We start from the raw sequence: 12,737 nt of genomic DNA on the forward strand, positions 1-12,737 counted from the left end.
AACAGAGCTCGGGCCTCGGTCAGGTCAACGCCGCCGTCGCCGACCTCGACCGCATGACGCAGCAAAACGCCGCCCTCGTCGAGCAAAGTGCTGCCGCCGCCGAGAGCCTCAAGGAGCAGGCCAAGCGCCTGGCCCACATCGTCGCCACGTTCCGCCTCAGCGGCGGTGGCGGACTCGCGGCGGCCTGACGCCGGCCCACGCCAGCGACGGCGGGCCTGCGCGCCCGCCGTCGCCTTTTCGGGTTCGCACCGCGCCGCCGCAGCGACGACGCGGCCACCGCACGGCCAACGTCGCGCCGGTGCGGCTCAGCGTTCGGCCGCGCGGCGCAGCGTTTCGACGACGGGGCGGCGCAGCACTTCGCGCAGGCCCCACCAGCCGGCCGCCAGCGCGAGCAGCGCGCCGGCCGCGCCACCGGCGGCGGGCACCCAGGCCTTGACGCTCCAGTCGAACTGGAACGCGAAGCGTGCCAGCGCCCAGCCCACCGCCACCGCCGCCACCGACGCGAGCACGCCGGCCAGCGCCCCGATGCCCAGCAGCTCGGCGCGCTGCACGCGCGCCAGCAGCACCTTGCCGGCGCCCATCGCGCGCATCACGGCGAATTCGCGCGCCCTCGCCTCGCGCGTGGCCGTGACCGCGGCGAACAGCACGACCAGCCCGGCGGCGAGCGTGAAGCCGAAGAGGAACTCGACGGCGCGGATCACCTGGTCGAGCACGCGCTGCACCTGCGCGATCGACGCCGACAGGTCGACGATCGTGATGTTCGGAAACTGGCGGTTCAGCGCGCTGTCGAAGCCGGTGTGCTCGGGCGCGCGGAACGCCGAGATGTAGGTCGCCGGCAGCCCCGGCATCTCGGCCAGCGGGAAGATGACGAAGAAGTTCACGCGCATCGACGCCCAGTCGACCTTGCGCAGGCTGGTCACGCGACCCTCGTGGCGGATGCCGGCGATGTCGAACGCCATCGTGTCGCCCAGCGCGAGCCCGAGCGTCTTCGCGAGCCCCTCCTCGACGCTGATGCCGTCGGCCTCGCCGGCCGTCCAGCGCCCGCCGGCGAGCCGGTTGTGCGCCGGCATCGCGGCCGTGTGGCTGAGGTTGAACTCGCGTTCGACGAGGCGCTGCGCGCGCTCGTCGGCGTAGTCGTCGGGATCGACGGGCCGGCCGTTGATCGCCACCAGGCGGCCGCGGATCATCGGGTACCAGTCGTAGCGCGCCACACCCGCCTCGGCCAGCGCGGCGCGGAACGGCTCGCCCTGCTCGGGCTGGATGTTGATCACGAAGCGGTTCGGCGCGTCGGGCGGCGTCGCCTGGCGCCAGCTCGTGATGAGGTCGGTGCGCAGCAGCACGAGCAGCACGAGCGCGAGCAGCCCGACGGCGAGTGCCGACACCTGCAGCACCGCGAAGGCCGGCCGCGCGGCGATCTGCCGCGTCGCGAGCACGAGCCAGCGCGGCGCGCGCGCCTCGGGCACCGCGTGCCGCAGCGCGACCACCGCGAGCCATGCGAGCAAAGCGAACACCGCCACCGCGGCGGCGAAGCCGCCGACCGCGATCAGGCCGAGCTTGACGTCGGACGACACCGCCAGCAGCAGCGCCGCGAAGCCGAGCGTGCCGGCGGCCAGCACCAGCGCCGACGCGGGCTTGAGCGCGCCGACGTCGCGGCGGATCACGCGCAGCGGCGGCACGCGCGCGAGCTGCAGCACCGGCGGCAGCCCGAACGCGACGAGCAGCGTCAAGCCGACGCCGACGCCGAACAGCGCCGGCCACGCGGTGGGCGCCGGCAGCGCGGCGTCGACGAGGCCGGCCAGCAGCGCGACGAACACGTGGTGCACCGCGAGCCCGAGCGCGACGCCGGCCGCACTGGCGGCGAGGCCGACGACGACGAACTCGAGCCCGTAGGCCAGCGCGATCGAGCGCTGCGACTGGCCGAGCACGCGCAGCATCGCGCAGTCGTCGAGGTGGCGGTTGGCGAAGTCGCGCGACGCGATCGCCACCGCCACCGCCGCCAGCAGCGCGGCGAGCAGCGCGACGAGGTTGAGGAACTTCTCGGCGCGCTCGAGCGTGAGCTGCATCTCGGGCCGCCCCGACTCGAGCGACTCGATGCGCACCGCACGCAGCCGCTGCGACTCGACCTGCTGCTGCGCCCACGCGACGAAGCGGCGCACGTCGGCCGCGGCGCTGCGGCCGTCGGCGGCCACCGCGAAGCGGTACGTCACGCGGCTGGCGGGCTGGATCAGCGCGGTGGCGGCGAGGTCGTCTTGGTGCAGCAGCACGCGCGGCGCGAAGCTCAGGAAGCCGGCGCCGCGGTCGGGCTCGATCGCGACGATGCGGTCGACGACGAGCGCGGCGTCGCCGAGCAGCAGCGTGTCGCCCACCGAGATCTGCAGCGCGTCGAGCAGCGCCGCGTCGACCCACACGCGCCCGCGCGGCGGGGGGCCGTCGGCGGCGACCGCCGGCGCGTCGGGCGCGGTGCGCACCTGCACCGTGCCGCGCAGCGGGTAGGCGTCGCTGACGGCCTTGACGGCCACCAGCCGCGTCGCGCCGCCGTGCGCGTCGTCGGCGCGCGCCATGCTCGGGAAGCTCGCCGTCGTCGCGGTGCGCAGCCCGAGCGCGGCGGCCTGCTTCGCGAACACCGGCGGCAGCGGCTTGTCGCTGGCGATCACCGCATCGCCGCCGAGCAGCTGGCGCGCGTCGCGCGCGAGCCCCTGGCTCAGCCGGTCGGCGAAGAAGCCCACCGCGGTCAGCGCCGCCACCGCGAGCAGCACCGCGACGACGAGCAGGCGCAGCTCGCCGGCGCGGAAGTCGCGCAGCGTCTGCCGCCACGCGAGCGCGAACACCGACGCGGCGGACGACGACGGGGACGAAGTGGCCATGGGTGCACTGTACGGGCACCGCGCCGGCGGCGTGCGGCGCGGGGATTGCGCCGGCCCAGCGCGCACCGCGGCGACAATGCGCGCATGTCGCCGCCACCTTCCTCGCGATGCCGCTGACCGACGCGCCAGGCTGGCCGCTGTCGGCCGCGCACACGGTGCTCGAGGCCACTGCGACGGTGGCCTTCGCGCTGTCGGGCGTCATCGAGGGCGCGCGCAAGCGCCTCGACGCCGTCGGCGTGGCCGTCGTCGCGATGCTCGCGGCGTTCGGCGGGGGCACGCTGCGCGACGTGCTGCTCGACCGCCGGCCGTTCTTCTGGGTCCAGCACGGGGCGTACCTGTGGGCCGTGCTGGGCCTGGCGGTGGTGGCGATGCTGTTCATGCGCGCGCGCCACCTGCACCCCACCGAGCGCGCGATGCAGTGGCCCGACGCGCTCGGGCTCGGGCTGTTCGCCGCCGGCGGCACGCAGGTCGCGCTGGCGGCACAGTCGCCGGCGCTCGTCGCGGTGCTGATGGGCGTGATGACGGCGGTGTTCGGCGGCGTGCTGCGCGACGTCGTGTGCAACCAGATCCCGGCCGCGTTCAGCGACCACCGCCCGTACGCGGTGTGCGCCTTCGCCGGCGGCTGGGTCGTCGTCGCGATGCACGCCGCCGGCATCGGCGGGGCGCCGTCGCTGCTGGCCGGCGCCGCCGTCGCGACGGGGCTGCGCGTGCTCGCGCTGTGGTTCGACTGGCGGCTGCCGGCCTGGCGCACCGACGACTGACCGCGGGCCGTCCTCGACCCGACGAGCGATGTTCCAGCCCTCGCAGCACGACGTGCGCCGCTTCTTCTGCGAGGTGCACCGCAAGCAGCGCACCGGCGAGCCGCTGACGCCGATCGAGGCGCTGGCCGCGTCGTGGATCGACGAACACCCCGAGTACGACGCCGACCTGGCCGACGTCGACGCCGCGCTGGCCGCCGTCTACACCGTCGAGGACGGGCGCACCAACCCGTTCCTGCACCTGAGCATGCACCTGTCGATCAGCGAGCAGGTCTCGATCGACCAGCCCACCGGCATCCGCCAGGCGTTCGGGCTGCTCGCCGCGCGGCTGGGCTCGGCGCACGAGGCGCACCACCAGATCATGGAGTGCCTCGGCGAGATGATCTGGGCGTCGCAGCGCAGCGGGCTGCCGCCCGACGGCCACGCCTACCTCGACTGCGTGCGCCGGCGCGCGACGCGCTGACGGTGCTGTCACACCGCGCCGGCGCCCGGCGGGTAGAGTCGGTGCCGTTGGCTGCCCCGTGAACCATGCCCGCGAACACCAAGATCGCCTACTTCTCGATGGAGATCGCGCTCGCCGACGCGCTGCCGACCTACAGCGGCGGCCTCGGCGTGCTGGCCGGCGACACGATCCGCTCGGCCGCCGACGGCGGGGTGCCGATGGTCGCGGTGTCGCTCGTGCACCGCAAGGGCTACTTCCGTCAGCGCCTCGATGCCGAGGGGCACCAGACCGAGGAACCGTGGACCTGGAGCCCCGAGGCCACGCTGGCCGAGACGCCGGTGCGCGTGACGGTCAACATCGCGCACCGCGACGTCGTGATCCGCGCGTGGCGCCACGACGTGAGCGGCGTCGGCGGCCACGTCGTGCCGGTGTTCCTTCTCGACACCGACCTGCCCGACAACGCCGACGACGACCGCCACATCACCGATCACCTCTACGGCGGCGACGAGCGCTACCGGCTGCGCCAGGAGATGGTGCTGGGCATCGGCGGCGTGCGGCTGCTGCGTGCGCTCGGCTACACGGCGCTGCGCCGCTTCCACATGAACGAGGGCCACGCCGCGCTGCTGGTCGTCGAGCTCGGTTACGAGGAGATGAAGCGCCGCGGCCTGACCCAGGTCACGCGCGAGGTCGCGCAGGCCGTCAAGCCGCTGTGCGTGTTCACGACTCACACGCCGGTGCCGGCCGGCCACGACCAGTTCCCGCTGCGGCTGGTGGCCGAGCAGGTCACCTGCTACGGCGACGCGTTCAACGCGTGCGTGGGCGAGTTCTGCTTCGACGGCCGGCTGAACATGACCTACCTCGCGCTCGACAACAGCCACTACGTCAACGGCGTGGCCAAGAAGCACGGCGAGGTCTCGCAGCAGATGTTCGCGCAGTACAAGGTCGACTCGATCACCAACGGCGTGCACGCGGGCTTCTGGGCCTCGGCGCCGCTGCGCTCGCTGTTCGACCGCCACATCACCGCCTGGCGGCAGGACAACGCGAGCCTGCGCTACGCGTTGGGCATCCCGCGCCAGGAACTGTGGGCGGCGCACCAGGCGGCCAAGGAGGAGCTGATCCACCTCGTCAACGCGCGCGCCGGCGCGGCGCTGTTCGCCAACGTGTTCACGATCGGCTTCGCGCGCCGCGCGACGCCGTACAAGCGTCCCGACCTGCTGTTCCACGATCTCGCGCGGCTGGTCGCGCTGCACCGCGCCGCCGGGCCGATCCAGATCGTCTACGCGGGCAAGGCGCACCCGCGCGACGGCGGCGGCAAGGAGCTGATCCGCAAGGTGTTCGAGCACATCGCCGCGCTGCGCGGCAAGCTCGACGTCGTCTACCTCGAGGACTACGACATGGCGCTGGCGCGCCGCATGGTCGCCGGCGTCGACCTGTGGCTGAACACGCCGCTGCCGCCGCTGGAGGCCTCGGGCACCAGCGGCATGAAGGCCGCCGTCAACGGCGTGCCGCAGCTGTCGGTGCTCGACGGCTGGTGGATCGAGGGCTGCATCGAGGGCGTGACCGGCTGGGCGATCGCCAACGGCCACGCGAGCGCCGCCGGCGAGGACCGCGCCGCCGACGCGCAGGCGCTGTACAACAAGCTCGAAGGGACGATCCTGCCGCTGTACTACGGCGAGCGCGAGCGCTACGTCGACGTGATGAAGCACGCGATCGCGCTCAACGCGTCGTTCTTCAACACCGAGCGCATGGTCGACCAGTACGTGCGCAAGGCGTACTTCGTCTGAACGGCGCGCCCGGCGCCGCCGCAGCGGTTCAGGCCGCCGGCGCGTAGCCCTCGTCGGCGAGCGCGGCGACGAAGGCCTCGCGCGGCTGCGCCGACTCGATGCGCACCCGGTGCGTCGGCAGGTCGACCGTGACCTGCGCGCCGGCGTCGACGCGGTGCACCGTCTCGGTGACGGTCTTCACGCAGTGGCCACAGGTCATCGTCGGCAGGGTCAGTTCGATCGTCACGGTCGGCACCTCGGGCAATCCATCCGGGCGCGATCTTGTCACAGCGCCGGCACTGCCGCGCGGGCTCAGGCCGCCTGCGCCGCCGACTCGCCGGCCCACATCGCGTCGAGAAACGGGAAGTTCCACTTCTCGGGCGACTCGCGACCGACGATGCGCTCGCGCGCCGAGCGCGCGAGGTCGATGCGCTCGGGCGCGATCGGCATCTGCTGCGACAGCGAGTAGAACGCCTTGACCACGGGCGCCGTCGGCTGCTGCGCGTTCGGCTCGACGACGATGGCCAGCCGGTTCGACTTCAGCCGCACGAGGCTGCCCACCGGGTAGATGCCCAGGCTCTTGACGAAGGCGTGGAACACCGTCGTGTCGAAGTGGCCGTGCCAGCCCGCCATGCGTGCGAGCGACTCGGCCGGATCCCAGCCGCGCTTGTAGGGCCGGTTCGACGTGATCGCGTCGTAGACGTCGCACACGGCACCCATGCGCGCAAAGAGCGAGATGGCGTCGCCCTTCAGGCCGTGCGGGTAGCCGCTGCCGTCGATCTTCTCGTGGTGGTGCAGGCACACGTCGAGCGTCGTCGCGTCGGTCACGCCGCCCTCGCGCAGCAGCGCCCAGCCCTGCTGCGGGTGCGTCTTCATCACCGCGTACTCGGCGTCGGTCAGCCGCCCGGGCTTGTTCAGGATCTCCAGCGGCATGCGGGCCTTGCCCATGTCGTGCATCAGGCCCGCCAGACCGGCCGCGCGGCAGCGTGCCTCGTCGAAGCCGAGCTCGCGCCCGAGAGCGACCATCAGCGCGCACACCGCGACCGAGTGCATGTACGTGTAATCGTCGGCCGTCTTCAGCCGCGCGACGCTGACCAGCGCCGCCGGGTTGCGGAACACCGATGCCGCGACGTCGTTGACGACGGCCACGCACGCGTCGGTGTCGAGCGCGCGGCCAAGGCGCAGTTCGCCGAACAGCGACTTGACCGCGGTCAGCGACTGCCGGCACACGGCGGCGGCGTGCTGCAGTTCCTCGTCGATGGCCACCGCGGTCGGCGGCCGCGCAGCCGGTGGCCGCGCGGTGTCACCCGGGGGCGGCTGGGTTGGCGCGGCAGCCGGTGTGGCCACGTCGAGCCCCCGCGAGACGTCGATCCACACGGCCCGCACGGCACTGGCGCGCACCTTGGCCACGTCGGCCTCGTCGCGCAGCAGGAAGCGCGTGCGCCAGAACGGGTGGTCGAGCCAGCCGGCGTCGAAGTCGTGCAGGAACATGCCCACACGCAGTTGGTCGACGGAGATCTTCTTCAGCATCGCGGCCGCGCGCGGGCGCCCGCCCACGCCGGAGCGCAACTGTGGCAGAACGGCGCCGCCTGCGCACGGCAAAAATGCATGAAAAAGCCGCTCGGGCGAGCGGCTCGTGGTGGCAGGCGCGGCCGGCTCAGCGGAAGCGCGGCTGCGGCACGGTGCGCAGGTCGCCGGGCAGCGTGCCCAGGTAGTCGGCCATCGCCTTCAGCTCGGCGTTGCTGAACTGCTGCACGATGCCGCCCATGATCGGGTTGGCACGGCCGATGTTGGGATTGCCCTGCGTGCGGTACGAGCGCAGCGCGACGAACAGGTAGTCGGCGTGCTGGCCGGCGATCTTCGGGTAGGTACCGTCGATCGGCTTGTTGAAGTTGGCGCCGTGGCACGACGCGCAGGCGCCCTTGGTCAGCAGTTCGGCAACGCGCGCCGGCGCCGGCGCAGCGGTGTCGGGCACCTCGGGGTTGCCGCCCTGGGCCGCGTAGTGCGCCGAGATGTCGGCGATGTCCTGGTCGCTCAGCGACATCGCGATGCCGCGCATCGTCGGGTGCTTGCGGTCGCCCTTCTTGTACGCCACCAGCGCCGCGACGAGGTAGCCCTCGTTCTGGCCCGAGATCATCGGCACCTTGTGGATCTCCGGGAAGCTCGCCTGGTAGCCCGGGATGCCGTGGCAGCCGATGCACATCGCGACCTTGCGCGCGCCGGCCTGGGCGTCGCCCTTGGCGCCCTGGGCGTGTGCGAATGACGTGGTGGCCAGGGCCAGCAGCAGAAGGAGTGCACGCTTCATCGTGATCGGGTCGGGTGGGTGGGAAGGCGGGCGCGATTATAGGGGTCGGCCTATATACTGCCCCGCCACCCCCGCCGCCTTGCGACAGATCATGAAGTTCACCGGCTCCGAGCAGTACGTCGCCACCCCCGACCTGATGCTCGCCGTCAACGCCGCGATCACGCTCAAGCGGCCGCTGCTCGTCAAGGGCGAGCCGGGCACCGGCAAGACGATGCTCGCCGAGGAGGTCGCCACGGCGCTGGGCATGCCGCTGCTGCAGTGGCACATCAAGAGCACGACGAAGGCGCAGCAGGGACTGTACGAGTACGACGCGGTGAGCCGCCTGCGCGACTCGCAGCTCGGCGACGAGCGCGTCAAGGACATCCACAACTACATCGTCAAGGGCGTGCTGTGGCAGGCCTTCACGGCCGAGCAGCCGGTGGCGCTGCTGATCGACGAGATCGACAAGGCCGACATCGAGTTCCCGAACGACCTGCTGCGCGAGCTCGACCGCATGGAGTTCTACGTCTACGAGACGCGCGAGCTCGTGCGCGCCAGGCACCGGCCGCTGGTGTTCATCACGTCGAACAACGAGAAGGAGCTGCCCGACGCGTTCCTGCGCCGCTGCTTCTTCCACTACATCAAGTTCCCAGACGCCGAGACGATGCAGCGCATCGTCGAGGTGCACTTCCCCGGCATCAAGCGCGAGCTGCTCGCCGCGGCGCTCAAGAGCTTCTACGACGTGCGCTCGCTGCCCGGGCTGAAGAAGAAGCCCAGCACCTCCGAGCTGCTCGACTGGCTCAAGCTGCTGGTCGCCGAAGACATCCCGCCCGAGGCGCTGCACAGTGCCGACGACAAGGTCGCCGTGCCGCCGCTGGTGGGCGCGCTGCTGAAGAACGAGCAGGACGTGACACTGTTCGAGAAGCTCGTCTTCATGCAGCGCCACCACCGCTGACCGCGCCGGGGCCGCACGCGTGAGCTGGCCGCCCGAGGTCGAACTGCGCGGCCGCCACGCGGCGCTCGTGCCGCTGCGCCGCGAGCACGCCGGCGCGCTCGCCGACGCGGTGCGCGACGGCGAGCTGTGGACGCTGTGGTACACGAACGTGCCCACCCCCGACGGCATGGCCGCCGAGGTCGAGCGGCGCCTCGCGCTGCGCGCGGCCGGCAGCATGCTGCCGTTCACCGTGCTCGACGCGCATGGCACGCCGGTGGGCATGACGACGTACATGCACGTCGACGCGGTGCACCGGCGCGTCGAGATCGGCAGCACGTGGTACGCGAAGCGCGTGCAGCGCACCGCGCTGAACACCGAGTGCAAGCAAATGCTGCTCGCGCACGCGTTCGAGGTGCTCGACTGCATCGCCGTCGAGTTCCGCACGCACCGCCTGAACGGGCCCAGCCGGCGCGCGATCGAGCGGCTCGGCGCGCAGCTCGACGGCATCCTGCGCTGCCACCAGCGCCTGCCCGACGGCTCGCTGCGCGACACCGCCGTCTACAGCATCACCGCCGCGGAGTGGCCCGCGGTGCGTGCGCACCTGCGCTGGCAGCTCGAGCGGCCACGCTGAAGCGCCCTACACTGGACGCCGGGTGTCGCCCATGGGCACGACGCGATGCTGATCGACTTCTTCTTCGCGCTGCGCGCGGCCAAGCTGCCGGTGTCGGTGCGCGAGTACCTGACGCTGCTCGAGGCGCTGAAGGCGCAGGTCATCGGGCCGTCGGTCGACGACTTCTACTTCCTCGCGCGCACCGTGCTCGTCAAGGACGAGGCGCACTACGACCGCTTCGACCGCGCGTTCGCCGCCTACGTGCGGGGCGTCGAGATGCGCGCCGACTTCACGCAGGACGTGCCGCTCGAGTGGCTGCGCAAGCGCCTCGAGCTCGAGCTCTCGCCCGAGGAGAAGGCGGCCATCGAAAAGATGGGCTGGGACGAGCTGATGGAAACGCTCAAGAAGCGCTTCGAGGAGCAGAAGGAGCGCCACGAGGGCGGCAGCAAGTGGATCGGCACCGGCGGCACGAGCCCGTTCGGCGCCTGGGGCTACAACCCGCAGGGCATCCGCATCGGCCAGGACAAGGGCCGCAACCGCAGCGCGGTCAAGGTCTGGGACCAGCGCGCGTACAAGGACTACGACGACGGCGTCGAGCTCGGCACGCGCAACATCAAGGTCGCGCTGCGGCGGCTGCGCCGCTTCGCACGCGAGGGCGCCGACCTCGAACTCGACCTCGACGACACGATCCACAGCACCGCGGCCAACGCCGGCCTGCTCGACATCAAGATGGTGCCCGAGCGCCACAACAAGGTGAAGGTGCTGCTGCTGATGGACGTCGGCGGCACGATGGACGAGCACGTGCACCGCGTCGAGGAGCTGTTCTCGGCGGCCAAGTCCGAGTTCAAGCACCTCGAGTTCTATTACTTCCACAACTGCGTCTACGACTTCATGTGGAAGAACAACCGGCGACGGTTCTCCGAGAAGTTCGCGACCTGGGACGTGATCCGCACCTACAACAAGGACTACAGGCTGATCTTCGTCGGCGACGCGACGATGAGCCCGTACGAGATCCTGCAGCCCGGCGGCAGCGTCGAGTACAACAACGAGGAGCCGGGCGCGCAGTGGCTGCAGCGTCTGACGCAGGCGTTCCCGAAGCACGCGTGGATCAACCCCGAGCCGCAGGGCGTGTGGCAGTACCGCCAGAGCATCGCGATCATCCAGCAGCTGATGAACCAGCGCATGTTCCCGCTGACGCTGGCCGGGCTCGAAGGGGCGATGCGGCTGCTGAGCCGATGACGCGAGCCCGCGGCGCTGTCGCGGCGGCCTTGGCGTGCGCGGTGCTGCTGGGCGGCTGCGCATCGCTCGGCGGCTCGCCGCTGCCCGCGCCGCCGCCACCGGCGCAGGTGCGGCTCGCGGTGCAGGCGCCCGCCCCGCTCGACACGCTGCTCACGACGCACCTCGACCTCGCGCGGCTGCCGCTGATCGCGCCCGGCGAGCCGGTCGGCGCCGACGAGCTCGCCCGCCTGCTCGCCGCCACGCCCGGCGAGGTACGCAGCCTGCTGCAGACCGAGGGCTACTTCGAGCCCCGCGTCGACGTGCGCCGTGAAGCCGACGCCGACGACGGCACGCCACAAGTGACGGTCGAGGTCGACCCGGGCCCGCGCGTGCGCGTCGCGGCCGCGACCGTCGACGTGCAGGGCGACCTCGACCGGCGCGCGGCCGCCGGCGAGCACGACGCGCGCGCGACGCTCGACGCGGTGCGCAGCGGCTGGGCGCTGCCGCCGGGGGCGCCGTTTCGCAACCCACAGTGGGCCAGCGCGAAGGCCGACGTCCTCAAGCGCCTGCGCGCCGACGGCTACCTCGCGGCGCAGTGGAGCGGCACCGGTGCGCAGATCGACGTCGCCGCACAGGCCGCGCGGCTGTTCGTCGTCGCCGACAGCGGTCCGCTGTTTCGCACCGGCGAGCTGCGCATCGAAGGGCTGCAACGCTACCCCGACCGCCCGGTGCGCCACCTGGCCGGATTCGGCGCCGGCGCGCCGGCCACCGAGCAGCGGCTGGTCGACTACCAGGAGCGGCTGCTGGCGTCGGGCCTGTTCGACGCCGCGACGGTGTCGGTCGGCCTCGACGCCGAGCACGCCGACGCGACGCCGGTGACGGTGCGCGTGCGCGAGAAGCCGCTGCACGAGCTGACCGCCGGCGTGGGCTACAGCACCAACGTCGGGCCGCGCGGCTCGCTGCAGTACACGCACCGCCGCCCGTTCGGCTGGGACGTGATCGCGCGCAACCGCATCGAGGTCGCCCAGCTGCGCCAGGCGTGGGACGGCGAGCTGCGCAGCGACCCGGACGCCGACTTCTGGAGCCGGCTCGCCGGCGGCGCCTACAGCCGCGAAGAGGCGAACGACGAGGTGACGACGTCGTGGCGCGCACGGCTCGGCCGCAGCCGCGGCACGCGGCGCCTGGACGAGCTCGTCTTCGCCGAGGTCGAGCAGGCCACGGTGCGCAATACGCTGCTTCCGATCGTCGAGCCGCTCGCGAGCCGCACCGCCACCGCCGTGTCGGCCAACTACCACGTCGTCTGGCGCGACCTCGACGACGTCATCCTGCCGACCACCGGGCAGTCGCTCGCGCTGCAAGGCGGTCTCGGCTACTCGACGAGCGACGACGCGCGTTCGGGGGTGTTCACGCGGCTGTACGGCCGCTACACGCTGTACCGGCCGTTCGCGCGCACGTGGTACGCGCAGGCCCGCGTCGAGCTCGGGCAGGTGCTGCGCGCCGACGGCGTGCAGGTGCCCGACACGCTGCGGTTCCGCGCCGGCGGCGAGAACTCGGTGCGCGGCTACGACTACCGCTCGCTCGGGCCCGTCGTCGACGGCGTCGTCATCTCCGGCGACGTGCTGTTCACCGGCAGCGTCGAGCTCGCGCGGCCGCTGTCGGCGCGCCTGCCGTCGCTGTGGGGCGCCGTCTTCGTCGACGCGGGGCGCGCGGCCGCGCGCTGGGGCGACCTGAAGCCCGCGGTCGGCGCCGGCGTCGGCCTGCGCTGGCGCAGCCCGGTGGGCCCGCTCGCGCTCGACCTCGCGTACGGCGACGAGCTGCAGCGCTGGCGCACGCACCTGAGCGTGGGCATTGTGTTCTGAACGCC

General features: G+C 72.5%; 11 protein-coding genes and 1 pseudogene. 8 read left to right on the forward strand and 4 right to left on the reverse strand.

The window, feature by feature from the left end:
* A pseudogene (locus MOJ79_RS15600) lies at positions 1–188 on the forward strand (methyl-accepting chemotaxis protein); the annotation flags it as partial.
* A 117-nt stretch (positions 189–305) separates the two neighbouring features.
* Here the strand turns inward: MOJ79_RS15600 and MOJ79_RS15605 are convergent.
* The gene (locus tag MOJ79_RS15605; RefSeq protein WP_241924988.1) at positions 306–2,864 is read right to left on the reverse strand and encodes an ABC transporter permease; all 2,559 of its coding nucleotides are present in this window, start codon (positions 2,862–2,864) and stop codon (positions 306–308) included.
* 107 nt (positions 2,865–2,971) lie between these two features.
* Here MOJ79_RS15605 and MOJ79_RS15610 point away from each other — a divergent pair, with 107 nt between their 5' ends.
* The 3 genes from MOJ79_RS15610 (at position 2,972) to glgP (ending at position 5,848) form a co-directional block, all read left to right on the forward strand.
* Complete coding sequence (locus tag MOJ79_RS15610) at positions 2,972–3,625, forward strand: trimeric intracellular cation channel family protein (protein ID WP_241924989.1); 654 nt, start codon at positions 2,972–2,974, stop codon at positions 3,623–3,625.
* Between the two features lie 28 nt (positions 3,626–3,653).
* The gene (locus MOJ79_RS15615) at positions 3,654–4,085 is read left to right on the forward strand and encodes a DUF1841 family protein (RefSeq protein ID WP_241924990.1); all 432 of its coding nucleotides are present in this window, start codon (positions 3,654–3,656) and stop codon (positions 4,083–4,085) included.
* A gap of 65 nt (positions 4,086–4,150) precedes the next feature.
* Complete coding sequence (gene glgP, locus MOJ79_RS15620; RefSeq protein WP_241924991.1) at positions 4,151–5,848, forward strand: alpha-glucan family phosphorylase; 1,698 nt, start codon at positions 4,151–4,153, stop codon at positions 5,846–5,848.
* Positions 5,849–5,876: 28 nt separating this feature from the next.
* On the opposite strand, the gene MOJ79_RS15625 is transcribed toward glgP, so the two are convergent.
* The 3 genes from MOJ79_RS15625 to MOJ79_RS15635 form a co-directional block, all read right to left on the reverse strand.
* Positions 5,877–6,074 (reverse strand): heavy-metal-associated domain-containing protein, encoded by a 198-nt coding sequence (locus MOJ79_RS15625; protein ID WP_241924992.1) that lies wholly within the window; start codon positions 6,072–6,074, stop codon positions 5,877–5,879.
* 65 nt (positions 6,075–6,139) lie between these two features.
* Entirely contained in the window at positions 6,140–7,357 is a 1,218-nt protein-coding gene (locus MOJ79_RS15630; RefSeq protein ID WP_241924993.1) for an HD-GYP domain-containing protein, read from the reverse strand.
* Between the two features lie 127 nt (positions 7,358–7,484).
* On the reverse strand, positions 7,485–8,132 hold the full coding sequence (locus MOJ79_RS15635) for a c-type cytochrome (RefSeq protein WP_241924994.1): 648 nt from the start codon (positions 8,130–8,132) through the stop codon (positions 7,485–7,487).
* Positions 8,133–8,223: 91 nt separating this feature from the next.
* Between MOJ79_RS15635 and MOJ79_RS15640 the strand changes: the two genes are divergently transcribed.
* The 4 genes from MOJ79_RS15640 to MOJ79_RS15655 are packed head-to-tail and all read left to right on the forward strand — an operon-like array spanning position 8,224 to position 12,732.
* Entirely contained in the window at positions 8,224–9,066 is an 843-nt protein-coding gene (locus MOJ79_RS15640; protein ID WP_119354936.1) for an AAA family ATPase, read from the forward strand.
* A 19-nt stretch (positions 9,067–9,085) separates the two neighbouring features.
* The gene (locus MOJ79_RS15645) at positions 9,086–9,676 is read left to right on the forward strand and encodes a GNAT family N-acetyltransferase (protein WP_241924995.1); all 591 of its coding nucleotides are present in this window, start codon (positions 9,086–9,088) and stop codon (positions 9,674–9,676) included.
* A gap of 45 nt (positions 9,677–9,721) precedes the next feature.
* Positions 9,722–10,894, forward strand: coding sequence for a vWA domain-containing protein (locus tag MOJ79_RS15650; RefSeq protein WP_241924996.1), 1,173 nt, complete (start codon positions 9,722–9,724; stop codon positions 10,892–10,894).
* Positions 10,891–12,732: an autotransporter assembly complex protein TamA gene (locus MOJ79_RS15655; protein ID WP_241924997.1), complete on the forward strand. Its 1,842-nt coding sequence runs from the start codon at positions 10,891–10,893 to the stop codon at positions 12,730–12,732. The genes MOJ79_RS15650 and MOJ79_RS15655 overlap by 4 nt, the downstream gene beginning before the upstream one ends.
* Positions 12,733–12,737: the final 5 nt, after the last annotated feature.

The organism is Calidifontimicrobium sp. SYSU G02091, assembly GCF_022631395.1.
Lineage (GTDB): Bacteria > Pseudomonadota > Gammaproteobacteria > Burkholderiales > Burkholderiaceae_C > Calidifontimicrobium > Calidifontimicrobium sediminis.